27 protein-coding genes are annotated in these 23,697 nt (G+C 72.4%); 5 read left to right on the top strand and 22 right to left on the bottom strand.

Going from position 1 to position 23,697, the window contains the following annotated elements; all coding sequences use genetic code 11:
- Positions 1–15: 15 nt before the first annotated feature.
- The 11 genes from lgt to hisI all read right to left on the bottom strand — a co-directional run bounded on the left by lgt (position 16) and on the right by hisI (position 9,668).
- Positions 16–1,221, bottom strand: a complete 1,206-nt coding sequence (gene lgt / locus OG199_RS30415) for a prolipoprotein diacylglyceryl transferase (RefSeq protein ID WP_405832144.1) — start codon at positions 1,219–1,221, stop codon at positions 16–18.
- A gap of 133 nt (positions 1,222–1,354) precedes the next feature.
- Positions 1,355–2,131 carry a thioredoxin domain-containing protein gene (locus OG199_RS30410; RefSeq protein WP_356805598.1) on the bottom strand — a complete coding sequence of 259 codons (777 nt, stop codon included), beginning with the start codon at positions 2,129–2,131 and terminating at the stop codon, positions 1,355–1,357.
- Between the two features lie 115 nt (positions 2,132–2,246).
- Positions 2,247–3,062, bottom strand: coding sequence for a tryptophan synthase subunit alpha (gene trpA, locus OG199_RS30405; RefSeq protein WP_356805599.1), 816 nt, complete (start codon positions 3,060–3,062; stop codon positions 2,247–2,249).
- Complete coding sequence (gene trpB, locus OG199_RS30400; protein WP_356805600.1) at positions 3,059–4,351, bottom strand: tryptophan synthase subunit beta; 1,293 nt, start codon at positions 4,349–4,351, stop codon at positions 3,059–3,061. The genes trpA and trpB overlap by 4 nt, the downstream gene beginning before the upstream one ends.
- Positions 4,352–4,754: 403 nt before the next feature.
- Positions 4,755–4,973 (bottom strand): tryptophan biosynthesis modulator TrpM, encoded by a 219-nt coding sequence (trpM, locus tag OG199_RS30395; RefSeq protein WP_323138452.1) that lies wholly within the window; start codon positions 4,971–4,973, stop codon positions 4,755–4,757.
- Between the two features lie 142 nt (positions 4,974–5,115).
- Positions 5,116–5,925, bottom strand: coding sequence for an indole-3-glycerol phosphate synthase TrpC (gene trpC, locus OG199_RS30390; RefSeq protein WP_401798627.1), 810 nt, complete (start codon positions 5,923–5,925; stop codon positions 5,116–5,118).
- Between the two features lie 167 nt (positions 5,926–6,092).
- Entirely contained in the window at positions 6,093–6,539 is a 447-nt protein-coding gene (locus OG199_RS30385; protein ID WP_405832143.1) for a DUF2752 domain-containing protein, read from the bottom strand.
- Between the two features lie 89 nt (positions 6,540–6,628).
- Complete coding sequence (locus OG199_RS30380; protein ID WP_356806817.1) at positions 6,629–6,880, bottom strand: HGxxPAAW family protein; 252 nt, start codon at positions 6,878–6,880, stop codon at positions 6,629–6,631.
- 181 nt (positions 6,881–7,061) lie between these two features.
- On the bottom strand, positions 7,062–7,715 hold the full coding sequence (locus tag OG199_RS30375) for a TIGR02234 family membrane protein (RefSeq protein WP_356806815.1): 654 nt from the start codon (positions 7,713–7,715) through the stop codon (positions 7,062–7,064).
- A gap of 52 nt (positions 7,716–7,767) precedes the next feature.
- Positions 7,768–9,255 carry an anthranilate synthase component I gene (locus OG199_RS30370; protein ID WP_356806813.1) on the bottom strand — a complete coding sequence of 496 codons (1,488 nt, stop codon included), beginning with the start codon at positions 9,253–9,255 and terminating at the stop codon, positions 7,768–7,770.
- Between the two features lie 11 nt (positions 9,256–9,266).
- Entirely contained in the window at positions 9,267–9,668 is a 402-nt protein-coding gene (hisI, locus tag OG199_RS30365; RefSeq protein ID WP_356806811.1) for a phosphoribosyl-AMP cyclohydrolase, read from the bottom strand.
- A gap of 130 nt (positions 9,669–9,798) precedes the next feature.
- Here hisI and OG199_RS30360 point away from each other — a divergent pair, with 130 nt between their 5' ends.
- Entirely contained in the window at positions 9,799–10,434 is a 636-nt protein-coding gene (locus OG199_RS30360; protein WP_356806809.1) for a TIGR03085 family metal-binding protein, read from the top strand.
- 76 nt (positions 10,435–10,510) lie between these two features.
- On the opposite strand, the gene hisF is transcribed toward OG199_RS30360, so the two are convergent.
- The 8 genes from hisF to hisD form a co-directional block, all read right to left on the bottom strand.
- Positions 10,511–11,266: an imidazole glycerol phosphate synthase subunit HisF gene (gene hisF / locus OG199_RS30355; protein WP_356806808.1), complete on the bottom strand. Its 756-nt coding sequence runs from the start codon at positions 11,264–11,266 to the stop codon at positions 10,511–10,513.
- Positions 11,263–11,661 carry a RidA family protein gene (locus OG199_RS30350; RefSeq protein WP_356806806.1) on the bottom strand — a complete coding sequence of 133 codons (399 nt, stop codon included), beginning with the start codon at positions 11,659–11,661 and terminating at the stop codon, positions 11,263–11,265. The genes hisF and OG199_RS30350 overlap by 4 nt, the downstream gene beginning before the upstream one ends.
- The gene (priA, locus tag OG199_RS30345) at positions 11,658–12,383 is read right to left on the bottom strand and encodes a bifunctional 1-(5-phosphoribosyl)-5-((5-phosphoribosylamino)methylideneamino)imidazole-4-carboxamide isomerase/phosphoribosylanthranilate isomerase PriA (RefSeq protein ID WP_356806804.1); all 726 of its coding nucleotides are present in this window, start codon (positions 12,381–12,383) and stop codon (positions 11,658–11,660) included. Before priA ends, OG199_RS30350 begins: the two co-directional genes overlap by 4 nt.
- Positions 12,380–13,027 carry an imidazole glycerol phosphate synthase subunit HisH gene (hisH, locus tag OG199_RS30340; protein WP_356806802.1) on the bottom strand — a complete coding sequence of 216 codons (648 nt, stop codon included), beginning with the start codon at positions 13,025–13,027 and terminating at the stop codon, positions 12,380–12,382. Before hisH ends, priA begins: the two co-directional genes overlap by 4 nt.
- Positions 13,018–13,182 (bottom strand): hypothetical protein, encoded by a 165-nt coding sequence (locus OG199_RS30335; protein WP_194280715.1) that lies wholly within the window; start codon positions 13,180–13,182, stop codon positions 13,018–13,020. Before OG199_RS30335 ends, hisH begins: the two co-directional genes overlap by 10 nt.
- A 112-nt stretch (positions 13,183–13,294) precedes the next feature.
- Complete coding sequence (gene hisB / locus OG199_RS30330) at positions 13,295–13,888, bottom strand: imidazoleglycerol-phosphate dehydratase HisB (RefSeq protein WP_266698512.1); 594 nt, start codon at positions 13,886–13,888, stop codon at positions 13,295–13,297.
- The gene (locus OG199_RS30325) at positions 13,885–14,991 is read right to left on the bottom strand and encodes a histidinol-phosphate transaminase (protein ID WP_356806799.1); all 1,107 of its coding nucleotides are present in this window, start codon (positions 14,989–14,991) and stop codon (positions 13,885–13,887) included. Before OG199_RS30325 ends, hisB begins: the two co-directional genes overlap by 4 nt.
- Complete coding sequence (gene hisD / locus OG199_RS30320; protein ID WP_405832140.1) at positions 14,988–16,337, bottom strand: histidinol dehydrogenase; 1,350 nt, start codon at positions 16,335–16,337, stop codon at positions 14,988–14,990. The genes OG199_RS30325 and hisD overlap by 4 nt, the downstream gene beginning before the upstream one ends.
- A 173-nt stretch (positions 16,338–16,510) precedes the next feature.
- Here hisD and OG199_RS30315 point away from each other — a divergent pair, with 173 nt between their 5' ends.
- The 4 genes from OG199_RS30315 (at position 16,511) to ybaK (ending at position 20,627) form a co-directional block, all read left to right on the top strand.
- Positions 16,511–18,091: an oxidoreductase gene (locus tag OG199_RS30315; RefSeq protein ID WP_405832138.1), complete on the top strand. Its 1,581-nt coding sequence runs from the start codon at positions 16,511–16,513 to the stop codon at positions 18,089–18,091.
- Positions 18,092–18,325: 234 nt separating this feature from the next.
- Positions 18,326–19,345, top strand: coding sequence for a hypothetical protein (locus OG199_RS30310; protein ID WP_401798637.1), 1,020 nt, complete (start codon positions 18,326–18,328; stop codon positions 19,343–19,345).
- A gap of 11 nt (positions 19,346–19,356) precedes the next feature.
- Positions 19,357–20,097 (top strand): LON peptidase substrate-binding domain-containing protein, encoded by a 741-nt coding sequence (locus OG199_RS30305; protein ID WP_393084376.1) that lies wholly within the window; start codon positions 19,357–19,359, stop codon positions 20,095–20,097.
- A 26-nt stretch (positions 20,098–20,123) separates the two neighbouring features.
- On the top strand, positions 20,124–20,627 hold the full coding sequence (ybaK, locus tag OG199_RS30300; protein WP_401798639.1) for a Cys-tRNA(Pro) deacylase: 504 nt from the start codon (positions 20,124–20,126) through the stop codon (positions 20,625–20,627).
- A 394-nt stretch (positions 20,628–21,021) separates the two neighbouring features.
- Here ybaK and OG199_RS30295 read toward each other — a convergent pair whose 3' ends face one another.
- From OG199_RS30295 to OG199_RS30285, 3 genes are all read right to left on the bottom strand, one after another.
- Entirely contained in the window at positions 21,022–21,684 is a 663-nt protein-coding gene (locus tag OG199_RS30295) for an AAA family ATPase (RefSeq protein WP_401798641.1), read from the bottom strand.
- Between the two features lie 34 nt (positions 21,685–21,718).
- Positions 21,719–22,540, bottom strand: coding sequence for an ABC transporter permease (locus OG199_RS30290; protein ID WP_266698523.1), 822 nt, complete (start codon positions 22,538–22,540; stop codon positions 21,719–21,721).
- A gap of 109 nt (positions 22,541–22,649) precedes the next feature.
- Positions 22,650–23,621: an ABC transporter ATP-binding protein gene (locus tag OG199_RS30285; protein ID WP_356809347.1), complete on the bottom strand. Its 972-nt coding sequence runs from the start codon at positions 23,619–23,621 to the stop codon at positions 22,650–22,652.
- Between the last annotated feature and the right edge of the window lie 76 nt (positions 23,622–23,697).

Raw genomic sequence — 23,697 nt, 5'->3', positions numbered from 1 at the left:
CGGCGTACCCGGTCGTCAGCCCTTCTTGGCCGACTCCGCCTCGCTCTTCGCGGCACCGGCGGAATCCGCGGACACCTCGGCGCCGGGTTCGGCGTCGGCCGCCGCCCCGGATGTCGCACCCGTACCGTGCTCCGCGTCCGCGTCACCGGCCGTCTTGCCCGGGGCCTTCGCTCCGGGCTTCCCGCTGCCGGAGGACTCCCCGGTCCTCTCGTCGGTCTTCTCGCCCGCCTTGCCGGCAGCCTTCTCGCCGACGCCGATCTTCTCGTCCGACTCGCCGTCGGCCTGGTCGCCCGGCTTCCTGTCGGCCTTCTCGTCGGACTTCTCGTCGGCCTTCTTGTCGAGGCCGACCGAAGCGCCGGACCCGGCGTCACCGTCGCCCTCGCCCTCGCCCTCGCCGGAGGCGTCCGCACCCGGCTCGACGATCTCCTCACGTCCGGGCCGCAGCCGCGCCGAGACCACGATGTAGGTCACCGCGAGCACGAAGACCACCATCGCGGTCCAGTCGTTGAGACGCAGGCCCAGGAAGTGGTGAGCGTCGTCGACGCGCATGTACTCGATCCAGCCGCGGCCGACGCAGTACGCGGCGACGTACAGCGCGAACGCCCGTCCGTGACCCAGCGTGAAGCGGCGGTCCGCCCAGATGACCAGGAAGCCGACGCCGACGCACCACAGCGACTCGTACAGGAAGGTCGGGTGGTAGTACCCCGGCACCCGCCCGTCCGTGGCGGACGTGATGTGCAGCGCCCAGGGCACGTCCGTGGCCTTGCCGTACAGCTCCTGGTTGAACCAGTTGCCCCAGCGCCCGATGGCCTGCGCGAAGACGATGCCGGGCGCGAGGGCGTCGGCCCACGCGGGCAGCGGGATGCCGCGCCGACGACAGCCGATCCATGCGCCCACCGCACCGAGCGCGATGGCGCCCCAGATGCCGAGGCCGCCCTGCCACACCTTGAAGGCGTCCACCCAGTCGCGGCCCTCGCTGAAGTACAGCTCGTAGTCCGTGATCACGTGGTAGAGACGGCCGCCGACGAGACCGAACGGCACGGCCCACACCGCGATGTCGGCCACCGTGCCGGCCCGCCCTCCCCGGGCGATCCAGCGCTTGTTGCCGAGCCAGACGGCTACGAAGACGCCGATGATGATGCAGAACGCGTAGCCGCGCAGCGGAATGGGGCCGAGGTGCAGCACACCGTGCGACGGGCTGGGAATGTAGGCAATTTCCATGGCAGGGTCGACGCTACCGTGCCGGACGGGACCCGCGGCGGGCGCCCCGGCAACGGGTCCATAACGGGCGGCGCCCCCGGACCCTTGGCAGGCCGGGGGCGTCGCGGGTTCGGAGGCGTCGCGGGTCGGGGGCTCAGCGCTTGTTCTCCGCCTGCACCAATTGCTTGAGCTTCGCGGGCGTCATGGTCTGGTCCGCGTAGATGTTCTTGCCGCCCAGCAGCACCGTCGGGGTGCCGGTGAAGCCGCTGTTCTGGAACGCCGCGTTCGACTTCGTCACCCAGCTGTCGTGCCTGCCGTCGTTGACGCAGGCGCGGAAGCCCGGGGTGTCGAGACCGCCGACCTTGCCCGCCAGCTCGAGGAGCTTGGCGTTGTCCGCGAAGGCGTCGTCGGTCTCCTGGGGCTGGTTCGCGTACAGCACGTCGTGGTAGGCGACGAACTTGCCCGCGTCCTGGGCACAGGCCGCCGCGTTGGCCGCGTGCCGGGAGCCACTGCCTCCCGTGTTGCCGTCGATCAGCGTGACCAGGTGGTATTCGACCTTCAGCTGACCGGCGTCCACCAACTGGTGGATCGTCGGGCGGTACCGCGTCTCGAAGGACTGACAGGCCGGGCAGCGGAAGTCCTCCCAGACCGTGAGCGTCGACTTGGCGCCGTCCTTGCCCACGGGGATCGCGAGGCCGTCCTTGCCGGTCGCCCCCGAGGGCGACACGACCGGTCCCGCCGCGGTGTTCTTCTTGTCCTTGCCCGCGCCGGCGGCCAGCACGCCCACCACCGCGGCCAGGGCGAGAACGCACACCACCGACGCGCCCACGATCAGCGCCCGGCGGCGCTTCTCCGCACCCTTCTGCCTCTGTCGCTCTGCCGCCAGCCGCTCACGGGCGGTGCTCTTTCCCTCACGGTTCTTCTCGCTCACATCCGGCAGAACGAACCGGGGAGGCGCAGCGCGCCTCCCCGGTCCCAGGTCCACCCGTTCGAGTGAGCGGATTGTCCCTTACGTGCCTGAACCTATGCGTCTGAACCGCTGCCCGTCACGGTGTTCCGCGCACACCCTTCGCCAGGTCGCCCGCGAGCGCCCGTACGCCTTCCAGGGCCGCCGCCTCGTCCGGCGCGTCCAGCATCCGCTTCACGAAGGCCGAGCCGACGATCACTCCGTCGGCGAAGCCGGCCACCTCGGAGGCCTGGGCGGCGTTGGAGACGCCGAGTCCGACACAGACCGGCAGACCGGTGGTGGCCTTGGTGCGCCGCACCAGGTCCTGCGCCTGGGCCCCCACCGACTCCCGGGTACCCGTGACACCCATCAGCGAGGCCGCGTAGACGAAACCGGAACCCGCCGCCGTGATCTCGGCGAGCCGGGCGTCCTTGCTGCTGGGCGCGACGACGAAGACGGTCGCGAGCCCGTGCTTCTCGGCGTGCTCCCGCCACAGCGCCGACTCCTGCACGGGCAGGTCGGGCAGGATGCAGCCCGCGCCGCCCGCCTCCGCCAGTTCGGCGGTGAAGCGCTCGACGCCGTAGCGGTCGATCGGATTCCAGTACGTCATCACGAGCACGGGCTTGCCGGTGGCCTCGAAGGCCTCCCGGACGGTCCGCATGACGTCGGCGATCTTGACCCCGCCGCGCAGGGCGATGTCGTCGGCGGTCTGGATGACGGGACCGTCGAGGACCGGGTCGCTGTGCGGCAGACCGACCTCGACGACGTCGGCGCCGCCCTCGAAGGCGGCCTTGACCGCCGCGATGCCGCCGTCGACGGTCGGGAAGCCGGCCGGCAGGTACGCGATGAGGGCGGACCGCCCCTCCGCCCGTGCGCCGGCGAGGGTGTCGCTCAACAGCTGGATGTTGCCGCTCACTTCGCGTCCCCCTCGATCTCGGCGTGCTCGTTGTCCGCGTCCGCGGGGACGGCCGCGTCGGCGCCCTCGTCGTACAGGCCGAAGTAGCGGGCGGCCGTGTCCATGTCCTTGTCGCCGCGACCGGACAGGTTGACGATGATCAGCCCGTCCTCGCCCAGCTCCCTGCCGACCTCCAGGGCCCCGGCGAGCGCGTGGGCGCTCTCGATCGCCGGGATGATGCCCTCGGTACGGGAGAGCAGGCGCAGTGCCTGCATGGCCGCGTCGTCGGTGACCGCGCGGTACTCGCCGCGGCCGCTGTCCTTGAGGTAGGCGTGCTCGGGGCCGATGCCGGGGTAGTCGAGGCCGGCCGAGATGGAGTACGGCTCGGTGATCTGCCCCTCCTCGTCCTGGAGGACGTAGGACCGCGAGCCGTGCAGGATGCCGGGCTCGCCCGCGGTCAGGGTCGCGGCGTGCTCACCGGTCTCGATGCCGTGGCCCGCGGGCTCGCAGCCGATGAGACGCACACCGGCGTCCGGGATGAAGGCGTGGAAGAGCCCGATGGCGTTGGAGCCGCCGCCGACGCACGCGATGGCGGCGTCGGGAAGGCGGCCGGCGCGCTCCAGGATCTGCCGTCTGGCCTCGACCCCGATCACCCGGTGGAAGTCGCGGACCATGGCCGGGAAGGGGTGCGGACCCGCGACGGTCCCGAAGAGGTAGTGGGTGTGGTCGACGTTGGCGACCCAGTCCCGGAACGCCTCGTTGATGGCGTCCTTGAGGGTGCGGCTGCCCGACTTCACGGCGATGACCTCGGCGCCGAGCATCCGCATACGGGCGACGTTGAGTGCCTGCCGCCGGGTGTCGATCTCACCCATGTAGATGGTGCACTCGAGGCCGAACAGCGCGCAGGCGGTGGCCGTGGCCACCCCGTGCTGCCCCGCCCCGGTCTCGGCGATGACGCGCGTCTTGCCCATCCGCCTGGTGAGCAGGGCCTGGCCGAGAACGTTGTTGATCTTGTGGGAGCCGGTGTGGTTGAGGTCCTCGCGCTTGAGGAACACCCGGGCGCCACCGGCGTGTTCCGCGAAGCGCGACACCTCGGTCAGTGCGCTCGGGCGTCCCGTGTAGTGGACGAGCAGATCGTCGAGTTCACGCGCGAACTCGGGATCCGCCTTCGCCTTGTCGTACTCGACGGCGACCTCGTCCACGGCGGCGACGAGCGCCTCCGGGATGAACTTGCCGCCGAACGCGCCGAAGTACCCCTCGGCGCTGGGGACCTGACCCTCGGGGTCGGGAATGAAGAACTCGCTGGGCATGCGGTTACCTCGCAGGGGCGAAAGCCCCGGTTGAAGGTCGGACATGGGATCACATCAGCCATGCACGCACGCACACGCACCGCGTCGTCCTCGGGCCCGCCGGGCCTGAACCGGCACGCCCGGCGAACCGTCGCGGCCGGTCACTGACCGTCCGGACCGGTCGGCTGACCGTCAGGACCCGCCGGCGACCTCCCCGCGGCGGCCACGAAAGGGCCTGTGGAGACGCCGGGGAAACCCACGAGGCGGGTGTAGCCCGGGATGTCTCACAGGTGCCAGGACGGTCCCTGGGCGGTCCTCACGGTGCCGGGACGGTTCGCAGCCGCCGACGGGAATCGGCGGACCGGAGCGGGTCCCCGCCCGAGGGCGGGCAGCCGACGGACGGACCGGTGGTCCTGGCCCCCGTTCAACCCGTCCGCGGAGCGGAGCCGGCCGGAGACGACGCGAGTGCGTGTGCGCCGGGGCGCCATCGCATGCCGTTCACCTGGCCCGGTTCGTCGCCGATGACATAGCGGACCCGGCGTCCGTGGACGCGGCGGGCCGGAGCCCGGCAGCCGCGCGGACGGCAGCCGCGGGCGAGCCGGGCATACGGGTCCCGGGCCGCCGAGGCGGGCGGGAGCGTCACGGCGGACCGTGCGCAGAGCCGGCCCGCGTTCAGGTCGTGGGCCGAGCCGGGAGCGGCCGACCGCACGCGCACCGGACCACCGTCCGGGCGCGGGCCCGGGCGGTGAACGGCGAGGGCGTGGGTCGGGGTGGCCACCGGTCCGTCAGCCCCGTCCGTGCCGCAGCGCGGGGTGGGCCCCGGCCGCGACGAGGTCGGAGACCGCCGTCCTCGGGTCACGCCCGGTGACGAGGGACTCGCCGACCAGGACCGCGTCGGCGCCCGCGTTGGCGTACGCGATGAGGTCGTGCGGCCCGCGGACGCCGGACTCGGCGACCTTGACGACACCGGCCGGGATCTCGGGAGCGACCCGCTCGAAGGTGGAGCGGTCCACCTTGAGGGTCTTCAGATTGCGCGCGTTGACGCCGATGACCTTGGCGCCTGCGTCCACCGCCCGCTCGGCCTCGTCCTCGTCGTGCACCTCGACGATCGGCGTGAGCCCGATGGACTCGGCACGCTCGATGAGGGACTCCAGGGCCGGCTGGTCGAGGGCGGCCACGATCAGCAGAGCGAGGTCGGCGCCGTACGCGCGGGCCTCCCACAGCTGGTACGACGTGACGATGAAGTCCTTGCGCAGCACGGGGATGTCGACCTTGGCGCGGACGGCCTCCAGGTCGGCCAGCGAGCCGCCGAAGCGGCGCTGCTCGGTCAGGACCGAGATGACGGACGCGCCGCCCGCCTCGTAGTCCGCGGCCAGTCCGGCCGGGTCGGCGATCGCGGCGAGCGCGCCCTTGGACGGGCTGGAGCGCTTGACTTCGCAGATGACCTTGACGCCGTCACCCCGCAGGGCTGCCACGCCGTCCTTGGCCGCAGGAGCCTTCGCCGCGCGCTCCTTGAGCTCGTCGAGGCTGACGCGCGCCTGCCGCTCCGCGAGGTCGGCACGGACTCCGTCGATGATCTCGTCGAGCACACTCACGCGAGCGGCCCCCTTCCCTGACGGTGAACGGTTGAAGCGGTTGAGCCTGTCGACCCGGCACCGCCGTCCCGGCGGTCCTGACGGGTCACTCCGATGGTATCCGGAGGAAGAGCCATGCCTCACATCCGGTTGACGCCGGTCCCACTACCTGGACATTTGTCATTTGATCAAGGGTGCAGCCAGCCACCGAAGGGCAGGTTCCGGACAACCGTGAAAACCAGCACCACGGCGCCGGCGCTCCACAGATGCACGGGTCCGAGGTCGGCCCGTAGGGGCCGGCCGCGCACCGAACGGATCACCCAGACGGTCCACACCGCCGCGAAGGCCACATAGCCCACGACGGCGAGCGCGTTGTCCGTGAGCGCCGTCGCGAGGTCCCCGTGCACGAAGGCGTGCGCACTGCGCAGACCGCCGCAGCCGGGGCAGTACACGCCCGTGAAGCGCAGCAGCGGGCAGACGGGGTAGTGCCCCGGCTGATTGGGGTCCACCGCCCCGACGTACGCGAAGGCGGCCACGACGGCCCCGAGCACGCCTGCCGGGACGCCGAGCCGTCGCAGTGCGGGCGGGGCGCTCGTGCGCGGTGCCCTCTGGGTTTCGGCGGTCACGTGACGCATTCTGCCCCTCTCGCGCGCGGGGCGCGCGTCGCGGACACGCGAGAGGCGGTCCCGGGCGCCGGGACCGCCTCTGGAGAAGCTTCGCGGGGTCAGCTCTCGGCGCCGACGGCCTCACGGACGGGCGGGGTGGAGACGGACGCGGCCTTGGTCCTCGGCTGGCCCAGACCCGCCGCGCGCATCGCCATGCCGACGACACCGCCGAGCAGAACGATGACCATGCCGGCCCAGAAGCCCAGCGGGTCGGCCATCACCATGAAGGCACCGGAGACGCAGAAACCGATGAAGGCGATGATGACACCGGTCCAGGCGGCCGGGGTGTGACCGTGGCTGCTGCCCGCCATGACTTGCTCCTCGTTGCTGTGTGCGTGTGTGAGTCGGACGCTCACCGTCCATTGTCCCGTACTCGGACGTCCATCGTGAGCGCGGGGGTCGCTCCTCGCACGTCTGATGCGTCACGTCGCGACGGAGGTCCGGGTCCCGGGGCCCGCGGAGGACCCTGGGAGGGGCCCGTGGACCCAGGGGCTAGGTCCCGGCCGGATCCGGCCCCGTGGGGTCCTCGCCGCGGTCGAGGGCCTTCCAGAGGTCCTCGGGCCGGTCGGGGTCGACAGGTTTGGCCTTGCGCGGCCGGGGCGTCCCGTCGCGCTCGTAGCGCCCCGACATCGCGGGCCACAGCCGTCCGTAGCGCAGGGCGAGCAGCCCGGCGAGGAGGATGAGGGCACCGCCCGCCGCGGCGACGTACGGCCAGGCGGTGTGGCTGAGGGCGTCCGCGGTCGCGGCGGTGTCGCCGGAGGCTGCCGCGGCCTTCTCGTCGAGCGCGGAGTCGTCGCCCGCGCCGAGCACCGCCGCGACGACCGTGCCCGCGCCGGAGAGCGCGAGCAGCGCGGAGACCAGCAGGCGTCCGGAACGGCGGACGGCGAAGACGGCGACGAGCGCGGCGAGGCCCACCACGGCGAGCGCCGCGGGCACGCCCGTGACGTCGCTGCCCCTGGCGGTCAGCGGGAAGGCGCCGCCGGCGACCGTCGCCGTGCCCTGAGACCAGTTCTGCCGGGTGGCGAGCAGGGCCACTGCCGCGCCGAGGGCGCCGCAGAGCAGGGCGATGCCAAGGCTGCGGCGGCCGGCCCGGGCGGGGCCGGCGGCTTCGGATCGGGGGGAAGGTACGGCAGTCACGTACCCCACTATCGCCTGAACCCCGGGCGAACCGTCACCCGGGGTTCACGTGAGCCTTGTCCTACTGCCCGAGCCGGTTGGCCGTGTGCACCGCGCGCAGGACGGCGGCCGCCTTGTTGCGGCACTCGTCGTCCTCGGCGACGGGGTCCGAGTCCGCGACGATTCCGGCGCCCGCCTGCACGTATGCGGTGCCGTCGCGCAGCAGGGCCGTACGGATGGCGATGGCCGTGTCGGAGTCGCCCGCGAAGTCGAGGTAGCCGACGCAGCCGCCGTACACGCCGCGCCGGGAGGGCTCCAGCTCGTCGATGATCTGCATCGCGCGCGGCTTGGGGGCGCCGGAGAGGGTGCCCGCGGGGAAGCAGGCGGTGAGGACGTCGAAGGCCGTGCGGCCCGCCGCGACGCGGCCGGTGACGGTGGAGACGATGTGCATCACGTGCGAGTACCGCTCGATGGACATGAAGTCGACGACCTCGACCGAGCCGGGCTCGCAGACCCGTCCGAGGTCGTTGCGTCCGAGGTCGACGAGCATCAGGTGCTCGGCGCGCTCCTTGGGGTCGGCGATCAGCTCGTCGGCGAGGGCCTGGTCCTCCTGGACGGTGCCGCCGCGCGGCCGGGTGCCCGCGATGGGGTGCACCATCGCCTGCCCGTCCTCGACCTTGACGAGGGCCTCCGGGGACGATCCGACGACGTCGAACCCGTCGAAGCGGAAGAGGTACATGTACGGGGACGGGTTGGTCGCCCGCAGCACCCGGTACACGTCCAGCGCACTGGCCGTGCACGGTGTCTCGAAGCGCTGGGACGGCACGACCTGGAAGGCCTCGCCCGCCCGGATGCGTTCCTTGACGTCCTCGACGGCGCGCTGGAAGTCGGGGCCGCCCCACAGCGCGGTGTACTCGGGCAGCTCGGAGGGCGGCAGCGCGGCGGGGGGCTGCGAGACGGCGCGCGAGAGGTCGGCCTCCATGGCGTCGAGGCGGGCGATCGCGTCGGCGTAGGCCTCGTCGACGCCCGTATCGAGGTCGTTGTGGTTGATCGCGTTGGCGATCAGCTGGACCGAGCCGTCCCAGTGGTCCATGACCGCGAGGTCGCTGGTGAGCAGCATGGTCAGCTCGGGGAGTTTCAGGTCGTCGCGCTCGCCGGGGCCGATCCTCTCCAGGCGGCGGACGATGTCGTAGCCCAGATAGCCGACCATGCCGCCGGTGAACGGGGGCAGGCCCTCGCCGCGCGGGGTGTGGAGCGCCTCGATGGTGGCGCGCAGGGCGGCGAGCGGATCGCCCTCGACGGGGACGCCGACGGGCGGGGTGCCCAGCCAGTGGGCCTGGCCGTCGCGCTCCGTGAGGGTGGCGTGGCTGCGGACGCCGACGAAGGAGTAGCGGGACCAGGCGAAGGAGGCGCGGCCGTTCTCCGCGGACTCCAGGAGGAAGGTGCCGGGACGCTCCGCGGCCAGCTTGCGGTAGAGCGCGACCGGCGTGTCGCCGTCCGCGAGGAGCTTGCGGCTGACGGGGATGACACGGCGGTCGGTGGCCAGCTTGCGGAAGGTCTCGAGGTCCATGGCGGATGACCTTACTGACCTCGTGACGCCGCGTCGGTGACGGCGTCCTCGAGCAGCACGTCGGCGTCGAAGCAGGTGCGCTCCCCGGTGTGACAGGCGGCGCCGACCTGGTCGACCCTGACGAGAACGGTGTCGGCGTCGCAGTCGAGCGCGACGGACTTCACCCACTGGAAGTGGCCGGAGGTGTCGCCCTTCACCCAGTACTCCCCGCGGCTGCGCGACCAGTAGGTGCAGCGGCCCGTGGTGAGCGTGCGATGCAGTGCCTCGTCATCCATCCAGCCGAGCATCAGCACCTCACCGGTGTCGTACTGCTGGGCGATGGCGGGGACGAGTCCGTCGGCGCTGCGCTTGAGGCGCGCGGCGATCTCGGGGTCGAGGCTGCTGGGCCCGCTGGGCGGGGGCGTGCTGGTCATGGAGACCATTGTGCCGCGCCGCCGGGGCGTGTCCGGCGGTTGTCCACAGGCCGGACCCGGTGTCCTCCGGTGTCCCCGGTTCGCCTGCTTCCACTGGGCGGAGTGGCGGGGCGGCCGTAGGCTTGCCGGCATGTCGACCCATGCCAAGCGTGAACGACTTCTGCTCGCCGACCTGTTGGAGACCGCGGGCCCGAACGCCCCCACCCTGTGCGAGGGCTGGAACACCCGTGATCTCGCCGCGCACGTGGTGGTGCGCGAGCGCCGCGCCGACGCCGCGGGCGGGCTGCTGATCAAGCAGCTCGCGCCGCGCCTGGAGCGGGTGCAGGCGGAGTTCGCGGAGAAGCCGTACGAGGAGCTGATCCAGCTGATCCGTACGGGGCCGCCGCGCCTGTCGCCCTTCTCCCTGAAGCAGATCGACGAGGCCTCGAACACGGTGGAGTTCTACGTCCACACCGAGGACGTACGGCGGGCGCAGCCCGACTGGACGCCGCGCGAGCTGGACCCGGTCTTCCAGGACGCCCTGTGGTCCCGGCTGGAGCGCACGGCGCGGCTGGCCGGCCGGGGCGCCCCGACCGGACTGGTGCTGCGCCGCCCGGACGGCCAGACGGCGGTCGCGCACAAGGGCACGCCGGTCGTGACCGTGACCGGTGAGCCCTCGGAGCTGCTGATGTTCGCGTTCGGGCGGCAGAAGGCGGCCGACGTGGAGCTGGACGGCGACAAGGACGCGATCGCGCGGCTGAACGAGACGAAGCAGCTCGGGATCTGACCACGGGGGGTCGCCCGGGGCGTCACGCCCCGGGCGATCTCGTCCCCCGCGGTCCCGGCTCGTTCAGCGGGCTGGTTCAGCGGACGGGATGCCCCGCCCCCCGCAGCGTCTCCTTCACCTCGCCGATCCGCAGGTCCCCGAAGTGGAAGACGGACGCGGCGAGCACCGCGTCGGCGCCCGCGGCGACGGCGGGCGGGAAGTCGGCGAGCCGGCCCGCGCCGCCGCTGGCGATCAGCGGCACCGTGACGTGCTCGCGGACGGCCTCGATCATCTCGATGTCGTAGCCGTCCTTCGTACCGTCCGCGTCCATCGAGTTGAGCAGGATCTCGCCCGCGCCCAGCTCGGCGGCCCGGTGGGCCCATTCGACGGCGTCGATGCCGGTGCCCTTGCGGCCCCCGTGGGTGGTGACCTCGAAGGAGCCGCTCTCGGTGCGCCGGGCGTCCACCGACAGCACGAGGACCTGACGGCCGAAACGCTCGGCGATCTCACGGATGAGGTCGGGCCGGGCGATCGCGGCCGTGTTGACCCCGACCTTGTCCGCGCCCGCCCGCAGCAGCTTGTCCACGTCCTCGGCGGTGCGCACCCCGCCGCCCACGGTCAGCGGGATGAAGACCTGCTCGGCCGTGCGCCGCACCACGTCGTACGTGGTCTCGCGGTTGCCGGAGGACGCGGTGATGTCCAGGAACGTCAGTTCGTCGGCGCCCTCGGCGTCGTACACCTTGGCCATCTCGACCGGGTCGCCCGCGTCGCGCAGGTTCTGGAAGTTGACGCCCTTGACGACCCGGCCGTTGTCCACGTCCAGGCAGGGGATCACTCGTACGGCCAGGGTCATGACTGCGTCGCCTCCCGGTACGCCTCCACCTCGACCTCGACGACCAGCCGCGGGTCCACCAGGCCGGAGACGATGATCATGGATGCCGCGGGACGCACCGAGTCGAAGAGCTCCTTGTGGGCGCGTCCGACCTCCTCCACGTCCCGGGCATGGGTGAGGTGCATACGGGTCCGTACGACATCGTCGCGGCCGAGGCCGAGCTCCTGCAGCGCGGCGAGCGCGACACCGAAGGAGTTGACCGCCTGCTCGTACGGGCCGCCGTCGACGATCGCGCCGTCGATCACGGAGGTGCAGCCGGAGACCAGCACCAGACCATTGGGAAGTTCCACCGCGCGGGAGTAGCCGAAGCTCTCCTCCCAGGGCGCGCTGCTCGCGAGGCGTCGGACGCCGCTCACCGGGCCACCGCCTCCAGGGCCTCTTCCAGCGTGAACGCCTTCGCGTACAGGGCCTTCCCGACGATCGAGCCCTCGACGCCGAGGGGCACGAGCGCGGCGATGGCGCGCAGGTCGTCCAGGGAGGAGACCCCGCCGGAGGCGACCACGGGGCGGTCCGTCGCGGCGCAGACGTTCCTGAGCAGTTCCAGGTTGGGGCCCTGCAGCGTGCCGTCCTTGGCGATGTCCGTGACCACGTAGCGCGCGCAGCCCTCGGAGTCGAGGCGCTCCAGCGTCTCGTAGAGGTCGCCGCCGTCGCGGGTCCAGCCGCGTCCGCGCAGGGTCGTGCCGCGTACGTCGAGGCCGACCGCGATCCTGTCGCCGTGCTCGGAGATGACCTTGGCGACCCACTCGGGGGTCTCCAGGGCGGCGGTGCCGAGGTTGACGCGGGTGCAGCCGGTGGCGAGGGCGGCGGCGAGCGTCTCGTCGTCGCGGATGCCGCCGGACAGCTCGACCTTGATGTCCATGGCGCCGGCGACCTCGGCGATCAGCTTGCGGTTGTCACCGGTCCCGAAGGCGGCGTCCAGATCGACCAGGTGCAGCCACTCGGCGCCCGAACGCTGCCAGGCGAGCGCGGCCTCCAGGGGGGAGCCGTAAGAAGTTTCCGTCCCCGACTCGCCGTGCACGAGGCGGACGGCCTGGCCGTCGCGGACGTCGACGGCGGGGAGGAGTTCGAGCTTGCTCACAGTGTTCCGATCCAGTTGGTGAGGAGCTGGGCTCCGGCGTCGCCGGACTTCTCGGGGTGGAACTGGGTGGCCCACAGGGCGCCGTTCTCGACGGCCGCCACGAAGGGCTTGCCGTGCGTGGCCCAGGTGACGAGGGGTGCCCGGATCGCCGGGTTCGTGACGTCAAGGGACCAGTCGTGGACGGCGTACGAGTGGACGAAGTAGAAGCGCGCGTCGGCGTCGAGGCCCGCGAAGAGGCGCGAGCCCGCCGGTGTCTCGACCGTGTTCCAGCCCATGTGGGGCACGATGCCGGCCTGCAGCGGCTCGACCGCGCCCGGCCACTCGTCCAGGCCCTCGGTCTCCACGCCGTGCTCGATGCCGCGCGCGAAGAGGATCTGCATGCCGACGCAGATGCCCATCACCGGGCGCCCGCCCGCCAGACGGCGGCCGATGATCCAGTCACCGCGGGCGTCCCTGAGGCCCTTCATGCAGGCGGCGAAGGCGCCGACGCCCGGCACCAGCAGCCCGTCCGCGTTCATGGCCGTGTCGTAGTCACGGGTGATCTCGACCTCGGCGCCGGCGCGTGCCAGGGCGCGCTCGGCGGAGCGCACGTTCCCGAAGCCGTAGTCGAAGACGACGACCTTCCTGGAGCCGCTCAATTCCACACCTCCAGCCTCATGACCCCCGCGACCAGGCACATCGCGGCACCGATGGAGAGCAGCACGATGAGGCTCCTGGGCATCTCCTGCTTGACGAAGGAGTAGATGCCGCCGAGGAGGAAGAGTCCGACGACGATCAGGATGCTCGACAGGCCGGTCACAGTGTCTTTCCGTTCGCTTCTGCGCCCGCGTGGCTGGGCGCGGCGGGCATCGTCGTCGTCTGCGGCGCGGTGGCCGTGCGGGCGGCGCACACAGTGCGCCCTTCGTGCGGGGTCACAGCGCGCCCTTCGTGGAGGGGAGGATCCCGGCGGCGCGCGGGTCGCGTTCGGAGGCGTAGCGCAGCGCCCGGGCCAGGGCCTTGAACTGGCACTCCACGATGTGGTGCGCGTTGCGCCCGTAGGGCACGTGCACGTGCAGCGCGATCTGGGCCTGGGCGACGAAGGACTCCAGGATGTGCCGGGTCATCGTCGTGTCGTACTCGCCGATCATCGGCGCCATGTTCTCGGGCTCGGTGTGCACTAGGTAGGGGCGCCCGGACAGGTCGACGGTCACCTGGGCGAGCGACTCGTCCAGCGGGACCGTGCAGTTGCCGAAGCGGTAGATGCCCACCTTGTCGCCGAGCGCCTGCTTGAAGGCGGCGCCCAGTGCGAGGGCGGTGTCCTCGATCGTGTGGTGGGAGTCGATGTGCAGGTCGCCCTCGGTCTTCACGGTCAGGTCGAACAGACCGTGCCGCCCGAGCTGGTCGAGCATGTGGTCGTAGAAGCCGACGCCCGTCGACACCTCGACCCGGCCGGTCCCGTCGAGGTCGATCTCGACGAGGACCGACGTCTCCTTGGTCGTCCGCTCCACTCTTCCGACGCGGCTCATGCGCTCTGCTCCTTCTTCAACTCACGGACGGCGTCCAGGAACGCGTCGTTTTCGGCCGGGGTACCCGCGGAGACCCGCAGCCGGCCCGGTACGCCGTTGTCTCTGACCAGGACGCCCCGGTCGAGGATCTTCTGCCAGGCCTCGTGGGAGTCCGCGAATCGCCCGAACTGCACGAAGTTGGCGTCCGACTCGGTCACCTCGTACCCGATCGCGCGCAGTTCGGTGACCAGCCGGTCCCGCTCGGCCTTCAGGCGCTCCACGTACGCCAGCAGTGTGTCGGTGTGCTCCAGGGCGGCCAGGGCCGTGGCCTGGGTGACGGCCGACAGGTGGTACGGCAGCCGTACGAGCTGCACGGCGTCGACGACCGCCGGGTGCGCGGCGAGATAGCCCAGGCGCAGGCCGGCCGCGCCGAACGCCTTCGACATCGTCCGCGAGACGACGAGATTCGGCCGTCCTTCGAGCAGCGGCAGCAGCGAGTCCCCGTGGCTGAACTCGACGTAGGCCTCGTCCACGATCACCATCGACGGCCGGGCCGCCTGCGCGGCCTCGTACAACGCGAGGACCGTCTCGCGCGGCATCGCGTTGCCGGTGGGGTTGTTGGGGGTGGTGAGGAACACGACGTCGGGGCGGTGCTCGGTGAGGGCCCGCTCGGCGGCGGCCGGGTCGACGGTGAAGTCCTCGTCACGCGGCCCGGCGATCCAGCCGGTGCCGGTGCCGCGCGCGATCAGCGCGTGCATCGAGTACGAGGGCTCGAAGCCGATCGCCGTACGGCCGGGTCCGCCGAAGGTCTGCAGCAGTTGCTGGATGACCTCGTTCGAGCCGTTGGCCGCCCAGACGTTCTCGACGCCGACCCGGTGTCCGCCGGTCCTGGTCAGATACCGGGCCAGCTCGGTGCGCAGCTGCACGGCGTCCCGGTCGGGGTAGCGGTTGAGGTCGCGGGCCGCCTCACGCACCCGCTCGGCGATCCGCTCGACGAGGGGTTCGGGCAGCGGGTAGGGGTTCTCGTTCGTGTTCAGCCGTACGGCGACGTCGAGTTGGGGCGCGCCGTAGGGGGACTTGCCGCGCAGCTCGTCCCGTACGGGGAGATCGTCGATGCCAGTCACTTGCCTTCGGGTACCTTCCAGCCACGCGACACTTGTTCGTCTCCGACAAAACGGGCCTTGATCGCCGCGCCGTGTGCGGGCAGGTCCTCCGCCTCCGCGAGCGTCACCACGTGATGCGCGACGTCGGCCAGCGCGTCCCGCGTGTAGTCGACGATGTGGATGCCGCGCAGGAAGGACTGGACGGACAGGCCCGAGGAGTGGCAGGCGCAGCCGCCGGTGGGCAGGACGTGGTTGGAGCCCGCCGCGTAGTCGCCGAGCGAGACGGGGGCCCAGGGACCGACGAAGATCGCTCCGGCGTTCCTGACCCGGTCGGCGACCGCCGCCGCGTCGGCCGTCTGGATCTCCAGGTGCTCGGCGCCGTACGCGTCGACGACCCGCAGGCCCTCGTCGATGCCGTCGACGAGCACGATCGCGGACTGCCGGCCCGTCAGGGCGGGGACGATCCGGTCCTCGACGTGCTTGGTCGCCGCGACCTGCGGTCGCAGTTCCTTCTCCACGGCGTCCGCGAGGGCCGGCGAGTCGGTCACCAGGACGGCCGCGGCGAGCGGGTCGTGCTCGGCCTGGCTGATCAGGTCGGCGGCGACGTGCACCGGGTCGGCGGTCTCGTCGGCGAGGACGGCGATCTCGGTGGGACCTGCCTCGGTGTCGATGCCGATCTTGCCGGTGAAGTACCGCTTGGCGGCGGCGACCCAGATGTTGCCGGGGCCGGTGACCATGGTGGCCGGGGCGCAGGACTCGGTGCCGTGCGCGAACATCGCGACGGCCTGGGCGCCGCCGACCGCGTACACCTCGTCGATGCCGAGGAGGGCGCAGGCGGCGAGGATCGTCGGGTGCGGAAGTCCGCCGAACTCACGCTGCGGCGGCGAGGCGAGGGCCATGGAGGGCACGCCGGCCTCCTGGGCCGGGACCGCGTTCATGATCACGGACGAGGGGTAGACGGACCGGCCGCCGGGCGCGTAGAGACCCACCCGCTCGACGGGCACCCACTTCTCGGTGACCGAGCCGCCCTGCACGACCTGGGTGGTGTGCGAGGTGCGGCGCTGCGCGCGGTGGACCACGCGGGCCCGGCGGATGGACTCCTCCAGGGCCGCGCGCACGGCCGGGTCGAGCCGCTCCAGGGCCTCCGCGAGGGCCTGGGCCGGGACCCGCACGGCTTCCAGCCGAACGCCGTCGAACTTCTCCGCGTAGTCGATCAGCGCCGCGTCCCCGCGATGATGCACGGCCTCGCAGATCGGACGCACCTTCTCCAGGGCGGCCGATACGTCGAAGTCGGCTCGGGGCAGCAGGTCGCGCAGGGCGGTGCCCTCGGGGAGGGCGTCGCCGCGCAGATCGATTCGGGAGATCACGTAGGCAATTCTCTCAGACCGAGATAAGGCGCCGGTCGCCTGTATCAATGGCTGATACAAGCCACCCGCGTCCCCTCCGGGACATCCTCGTCACCAGGAGCGTTCGACCTGTCACCCAGCGGGCATGAACGATTGTACGAACCCGCGAGTAGCTGGGGAGGAAGGGAAGCACCGTGACCGAGGGTGCCGGCATCCGCGCCGGGGACCTGCCCGACGAACTGACCGCCGCCGAGGCCGGGATGTGGCAGGCCTTCCGCAACGGCAGCGTGTACGACCTGCGCGACGGGGACACCGCCGTGGACGATCCGCACGGCGGCCACCCCTGGGGGCCCGAGCGCAGCGTGCGGGCCCGGATCGTGGCGTGGCTGCTGCTCGACGGGCCGCCCGCCCTGCAGGGCCGGGTCGCCTCCCTGAAGCTGACCGGCGTGCAGATCTCCGACGTCCTGGACCTGGCGGGCGGCACCGTCGTGCCGTACGTCGAGCTGAAGGGCTGCCGGTTCGAGAAGGAGATCCTGCTGCCGGAGGCCCGCTTCACGACCGCACGCCTGGTCGACTGCTCGGTGCCGCGCCTGGAGGCCGCCCGGGTGCACACGGAGGGTGACCTGCATCTGCCGCGCTGCCGCTTCCACAACGGCGTACGGCTGACCGACGCGCACATCGGCACCGACCTGATGCTCAACCAGGCCGTGGTCTACCGGGACCGGCGCGGCCGCTCGATCACCGGCGACGGCATGACCGTGGGACAGGACCTGCAGGCGGAGATGCTGGAGTCGCACGGCGAGCTGAGCCTGCGCGGCGCGACCGTCGGCGTCTCGCTCAGCCTGCGCGGCAGCAACCTGAGCAATCCGTACACCCGCCTCGCCCTGAACGCTCCCCAGCTCACCGTCAACCGCACGCTGTACATGACACCCGCGGCCGTGGGCACGCCCTGGCTGACGAGCGGCACCACCCCGGCGCGCGGCACGCTGGTGCGGCGGTTCGAGTGCCGGGGCGGGATACGGCTGGACGACGGGCGGTTCGGGGACGCGGTCGACTTCGAGGGGGCCCGTTTCACCTTCGACGACGACCAGGAGCTGTCGTTGCTGCGGGTGCAGACGCCGGAACTGCGCTTTCTCGGGGAGCGGCCCGAGCGGGGCAAGGTCGTGCTGTCCGGCGCGCGGATCGTCAATCTGGTCGACCGCGCGGACAGTTGGCCCCAGCCGGGCAATCTGCACATGGGCGGCTTCAGCTACGAGAACCTCGTGCCCCAGGGCGCGTTCCCGCTGACGCGGCGCCTGGAGTGGGTGGCGGCGGCGACCGCCGAGTACAGCCCGGAGCCGTACGAGCGGCTGGCCACCGTGCTGCGCGACTCCGGCGAGGACGAGGACGCGCGCGAGGTGCTGCTCGCCAAGCAGCGCCGCCGCCGCGAGACGCTGCCGCTCGCGGCCAAACTGTGGGGGTACGCGCAGGACTGGACGGTCGCCTACGGGTACCGGCCGGGCCGTGCCGCCCTGTGGATGGCGGTGCTCTGGGCGGCGACGTCGATCGCCTTCTCGCACGCCAGCCATCCGCCGGTCGACGACGGAGGACATCCGCCGTGGAACGCGGCGCTGTTCGCCCTGGACCTGCTGCTGCCCGTGGTCGACCTCGGACAGGTGGGCGTCTGGCAGCTGCGCGGCGGCTGGCAGTGGCTGGCCGCCGTGGTGATCCTGCTCGGCTGGATCCTGGCGACGACGGTGGCGGCGGGAGCGACCCGACTGCTGCGCCGCAGCTGATGACCACTACGACGCGGCCGACGAGGCCTGCACGCAGTTGGCAGCGGGTACGGCCGCCGCGGTCCGGGGGCCCGGGGCCCGGCGCTATCGTTGTTGACGAGGGTTCAATAGCTGAGAAACGGTCATCATTTACCCATTCTTGACTGTTTGGCGTACAACCAATCGACGGTTACGAAAGCGTCACCGCACCCCCTCTGGCACAGCCCCGACCTGCGGCTTTCAATGGTCGACACCATGGCACTGCTGCGCGCGCTCATCCGCACGGCCCGGATGGCCCGGAACTCCTCGACTCTCGCCGCCGGGCTGCCCGCCGACGACGAGGTGCTGCTGGACGTCCCCGACGACCGGCTCGGCCCGGCCCTGGTCACCGCGGGCCGCGGCGACTACGGCCCCACGGCCAAACTGCTCGCCACCACCCGCGAGGCCGCCGAGTGGGAGAACCGCGACCGCTACACGATGCGTCTCGCCGCCTTCGCGCGCTCCCGCGGCGAATGGCTCGACACCTGGCAGAGCGACTCCCCGCACGACCCGGACGCGCTGCTCGTCAAGGCCGAACTCGCGGTGCGCCGCTGGTGGGACTCGCCCGCCCGCGCCGAGCTGTTGCGCCAGGTCGGCCCGCTGATCGCGGCCGCCGCCGAGGGCGACCCGCACGACCCGGTGCCGTGGCGGATCGCGCTCGACCACGCCAGGGGGACCAACGCCGGGCACACCGAGTTCGAGAAGCTGTGGGGCGAGGCCGTACGCCGCTCGCCGCACCACTACGGATGCCACGTCGCCGCCCTGAAGTACCTCTCGGCCGCCTGGTACGGCTCGCACCGCGAGTGCTTCGACTTCGCCGAGCGGGCCGCCCAGGACGCGCTGCCCGGCTCCCTGGTGCAGGCCCTCCCGGTCCGGGCGGCCTTCGCGTTCCTGACCGAGGGCGGCGGGGCCGTGGTGCGGCGCGAGCGGCTCGACGCGGCGGCCGACCTCGCCATCGCGGTCTCGGCGACCTACGGCCCCGCCGATCCGTGGCCCGCCGAGGTCCGCAACCTGCTCACCTACGTCCTGATCAGGCTGGAGCGCTGGACGGACGCCCTGGAACAGCTCCGTCTGATCGGTCCCTACGCCACGTCGTTCCCCTGGGACCGGGTCTCGGACGACCCCCTCGGCCAGTTCCTGGAACTGCGCGACGGGGTACGTCTGGAGGTCGCGTCCCGCATGCCCGTACATCCACGGAGTGAGCACGGCGGACGCGCTCCCTCCGGCGACCATTAGGCTTGCCCGTCGTGACCACCGTCCGGCTCCCCCTCTTCCCGCTGAACTCGGTACTGTTCCCCGGGCTCGTGCTGCCTCTGAACATCTTCGAGGAGCGCTACCGCGCCATGATGCGCGACCTGCTGAAGACTCCCGAGGACGAACCGCGCCGGTTCGCCGTCGTCGCCATCCGCGACGGCCACGAGGTCGCGACGAGCGGCCCCGGCATGCCCGACCAGACCGCCGTACCCGCCCGCGGGCCCGCCGCCGGCTTCGGCGACAACCCCTTCCTGGCCTTCCACGAGGTGGGCTGCATCGCGGACGCGGCGACCATCAGGGAGCGTGCGGACGGCAGCTTCGAGGTACTGGCCACCGGAACCACGCGGGTACGGCTGCTGTCCGTGGAGGCCTCCGGCGCGTTCCTCACCGCCGAGCTGGAGGAGCTGCCGGAGGAGCCGGGCGAGGAGGCGGGCGCGCTCGCCGAAGGTGTCCTGCGCGCCTTCCGCCAGTACCAGAAGCGGCTCGCCGGCGCCCGCGAGCGCTCCCTGTCCACCGGCGCCGACCTCCCGGACGAGCCGGCGGTGGTCTCCTACCTGGTGGCGGCCGCCGCGATGCTGGACATCCCGGCGAAGCAGAAGCTGCTCCAGGCCTCCGACACGGCCTCCCGCCTCCGTGAGGAGCTGAAACTCCTGCGCGCCGAGACCGCGATCATCCGTAATCTGCCGTCGTTGCCGGCGTCGGACCTGACGCGCGGCCCGACGAGCCTGAACTGACATCCCTCGCGCATCCGGGAAGGCCGATGGCGAAGAAGCCGAAGAAACAGCAGCAGGCCGGGGGCACCCCCGCGACCGTCGCCCTGACGGCGGCGGGCGTCGCGTACACGGTGCACGCCTACGAGCACGACCCCGCGCACCCCTCGTACGGCGAGGAGGCGGCCGAGGCGATGGGCGTCTCCCCCGACCGGGTCTTCAAGACCCTGGTCGCGGACGTGGACGGCGCCCTCGTCGTCGCGGTGGTCCCCGTCGCGGGCTCCCTGGACCTGAAGGCCCTGGCCACGGCCGTGGGCGGCAAGCGGGCGGCGATGGCGGACCCGGCGGCCGCCGAACGCACGACGGGCTATGTCCGCGGCGGCATCTCACCCCTGGGCCAGCGCAGAAAACTCCGTACGGTGCTGGACGCGTCCGCGGGACTGCACGAGACGATCTGTGTCTCGGCGGGGCGGCGCGGCCTGGAGGTCGAGCTCGCCCCAGACGACCTCGCCACCCTCACCGACGCCGTGCGCGCGCCTGTCGCACGGGGGTGAACCGGCCCCACCCGCACCCGGGGACTGCCGCCCCCGGACCCCCGCTTTCGGCCTGAACGGCCTCGTCCTCAAACGCCGGACGGGCTGAAGATGCGGGCCCACGCTGGAGATGTCGGCGAGGGCCGGTGCCGGAGAGTGCGGCATGCGCTGAAGATTTCGACGTGCGCTGGATGTTTCCGGACGGGCTGAAGATGCGGGCCCACGCTGACGGGTTGCCCTCGACGGCCGACGCCGGGGTCATGTCTTTCAGCCCGTCCGGCGTTTGAGGACGAGCCCTTCGGGCGATGGCGGGGGTCCAGGGGGCGCAGCGCCCCTGGCGGGGGTCCGGGGGCGGAGCCCCAGGAACGGGACGCCGGGGCGCCGGGGCGAAACACCCCGAGGCCGGTGGACCCCCTCAGCCCGCCGGAGGCACCGGCGGGAACGACGGATAAGGGCTCGCGTAGGGATCCGGATCCCGCGGCCCGAACAACGCGGTCAACCCCAGATGCACCACCAACGCACCCAGCGACCACGCCAACAACGCCCCCCTCGCCCCCAGCTTCAACGGCGCGGAGAAGGTCACCCCCTTGCCCACGGCCTTGGCATGGGCCACCACGTTCTGCGTGGGCCCCAGATAGACGCCGAGCCGCCAGGCCAGCACCGAACCGAGCAGACCGCCCACCGCGAGGCCGACGACCAGCGGCACACCCCCGCGCCGCCGCACCAGGAACACCACGGCCGCGCTGAGCACCCCGAACCCGAGCGCCAGCAGCGTGAACGTTCCGTCCACCCCGATGGCCTGCTCCCCCTCGGTGTCCTTCAGATACACGGCGGTGTCGTCCGCGACCAGCGGCACATGCGGCGCCAGCCACGACCACAGCACGCCGAGCAGCACCCCCGCCAGCGCCACCGCCACCGTGATGACGGCGGCCTCCAGGACTTCCCTCTTCATCCCGGGCCCGTCCTTCTCGTACCCGGCGTGCCCGTCGGCGCCACCGGCAGGCGGAGCCTGCCAGCCGTGGGCGTTGTCCGAGGGCTGGTGGTGCGGCGGCGGAGGCGGAGTCAGCGGTGCGGTCACCCTGACATCGTGCCAGGCCCGGCTGTCGACCGCGTCACCGGACGGCCGCCCGGCGGTACGCCCAGGTCGCCACGGCCAGCGAGGCGACCCCGACGCCCGCGCAGACGGCGAGGTCGCCGAGGACGAAGGTCCAGTCCGGATGCGCCCCGAACGTCCGCGCGAAGGCCTCGACGCCGTACGTCGAGGGCAGCAGATCACGCCCGTACTGCACGACCGTCGGCAGCCGGTCGGCCGGCAGCACCCCCAGCAGCAGCGCCGCGGACATGCCCAGCTGTCCCAGCAGCGTCGCGAGTTCGGGCCGCGGCGCGAGCAGCCCGAGCGCCGCCCCCAGCCCGGCGAGCGCCGCGCCCGCGAGCGGGATCACCGCCACGAGCACCCACAGGTGGGCCATGGGCAGCCCGAAGAGCACACAGCCGAAGACGGCTGTGGCGACGGTCCCGGGCACGGTGAAGGACGCGTACGCGCCCGCGGCACCGAGCACGACGGCCGCCGGCGGCACCGGCAGGGTCGCGTAGTGGTCGAGGCCGCCGCTGGCCCGCAGGTGCCCGAAGTACTGCGCGAGGAGGTTGAGCGCGACGAAGGCGACCACCAGGACCGACGCCCCGGCCACCACGGCCCGCGCCTCGCCCCCGCCGTCCACCACGCCCCGCATCAGGATCATGATCCCGACGGACTGGAAGGTGGCCACGAACAGCAGCGGGATCCGCGCCACGCGTGCCCGGGAGAGCTGCGCCCGGTACACGGCGGCGAGGGAGGGCCACAGCCGCGCCCGCGGCCCGAGTTCCACGGCGTCGCCGATCTCCTCGGCCACGGACAGCGCGCTGCCCGGCAGCACCTCGGCGGGTACGACACTCACGTCGAGCTGCTCCTCTTCGCTCCGGCAGCCGTCCTGTCCCTGTTGCGCACGCCCATGACACCCCTCCCCGTCCGTACAGACTCCCCTACGGATTCCAGGCCCCTCCCGCTCACGCCTTCACCAGCCCCTGCGTGTCGCCGCCGAGCGCCAGGTACACGTCCTCCAGGCTCGGCGTGGCCAGTGTGAAGTCGTCGAGCGCGGCGAAGGCGGCGCCACCGGTGACCGTGGCGACCGCCGCGCGGGCCTCCTCGGGCGCGAGCCGGAGGGTCCAGCGACGGCCCGACTCGACGGCCCTGGAGCGCAGCGCGGCGACCTCGGGCACGTCCAGCGGGGCGTTCTCGCGCCAGACGAGTTCGACCCGGACCTCGCCCGCGACCCGCTCCTTCAGACCGGCCGGGGTGTCGCAGGCGATGACGCGGCCGCGGTCGAGGACGGCGACCCGGTCGAGGACGGTCTCGGCCTCGATGACGTTGTGGGTGACCAGCAGCACGGTCGTCCCGCGCTCGGCCCGGCGCCGGTCGACGGCGGCCCAGACGGCCCGCCGGGCGACGGGGTCCATTCCGGTGGTCGGCTCGTCGAGGACCAGCAGCGGTCGCTCCCCGACGAGTGCGGCGGCGACGCACGCGAGGCGCCGCTGTCCGCCCGACAGCTTCTTCAGGGGGCGGGAGGCCAGTGCCGTCAGGCCCAGCTCGTCGAGTACGGCGTCCCGCTCGGCCCGTGCCTCACGGAGCTCGAGCCCGCGCAGCCGTCCGGTCGTCTCCGCCGCCAGCGAGACGGTCAGCTCGTCGAGGGCGGTGGACTCCTGTCCGAGGTAGGCGAGGATCCGCGCCGCCCGCTCGGGGTGGCGCACGATGTCGTGCCCGAGGATCTCGACGCTGCCGCTGTCGGGTCGCATGAGTCCGGTGAGCTGGCGGACCAGGGTCGACTTGCCGGCGCCGTTCGGTCCGAGCAGTCCGAAGATCTCGCCGCGCCGGATGTCCAGCCGCACCCCGTCGGTGGCCCGCACCTCGGGTGTGCCGGGGGCGCCCCGGCGTCCGCGGACGGCCGGATAGGTCTTGGTCAGCGCGCGCACCGCGCACACGAGACCGCCCCCGTGTCCGTTCCGGACTGCCTGTGCCGTGCGCGTACTCACGAGGGACGAGCCTACGGGGTCCGAT

The sequence above is a fragment of the Streptomyces sp. NBC_01176 genome (assembly GCF_045039825.1).
Lineage (GTDB): Bacteria > Actinomycetota > Actinomycetes > Streptomycetales > Streptomycetaceae > Streptomyces.
Note: the sequence above shows the minus strand (reverse complement) of the source record. Positions and strands in the feature narration are given on the sequence as shown.

Bases quoted from the DNA above. Each gene is read 5' to 3' on its own strand.
- hisI (WP_356806811.1), bottom strand. From the start codon at position 9,668: ATGACCAGCACGCCCCCGCCCAGCGGGCCCAGCAGCCTCGACCCCGAG.
- OG199_RS30385 (WP_405832143.1), bottom strand. From the start codon at position 6,539: ATGCGTCACGTGACCGCCGAAACCCAGAGGGCACCGCGCACGAGCGCC.
- OG199_RS30310 (WP_401798637.1), top strand. From the start codon at position 18,326: ATGGCACTGCTGCGCGCGCTCATCCGCACGGCCCGGATGGCCCGGAAC.
- OG199_RS30370 (WP_356806813.1), bottom strand. From the start codon at position 9,255: ATGGACCTCGAGACCTTCCGCAAGCTGGCCACCGACCGCCGTGTCATC.
- OG199_RS30380 (WP_356806817.1), bottom strand. From the start codon at position 6,880: ATGGCGGGCAGCAGCCACGGTCACACCCCGGCCGCCTGGACCGGTGTC.
- trpB (WP_356805600.1), bottom strand. From the start codon at position 4,351: ATGCCCAGCGAGTTCTTCATTCCCGACCCCGAGGGTCAGGTCCCCAGC.
- hisF (WP_356806808.1), bottom strand. From the start codon at position 11,266: ATGACCCTGGCCGTACGAGTGATCCCCTGCCTGGACGTGGACAACGGC.
- hisB (WP_266698512.1), bottom strand. From the start codon at position 13,888: ATGAGCCGCGTCGGAAGAGTGGAGCGGACGACCAAGGAGACGTCGGTC.
- OG199_RS30360 (WP_356806809.1), top strand. From the start codon at position 9,799: ATGTCGACCCATGCCAAGCGTGAACGACTTCTGCTCGCCGACCTGTTG.
- ybaK (WP_401798639.1), top strand. From the start codon at position 20,124: ATGGCGAAGAAGCCGAAGAAACAGCAGCAGGCCGGGGGCACCCCCGCG.
- lgt (WP_405832144.1), bottom strand. From the start codon at position 1,221: ATGGAAATTGCCTACATTCCCAGCCCGTCGCACGGTGTGCTGCACCTC.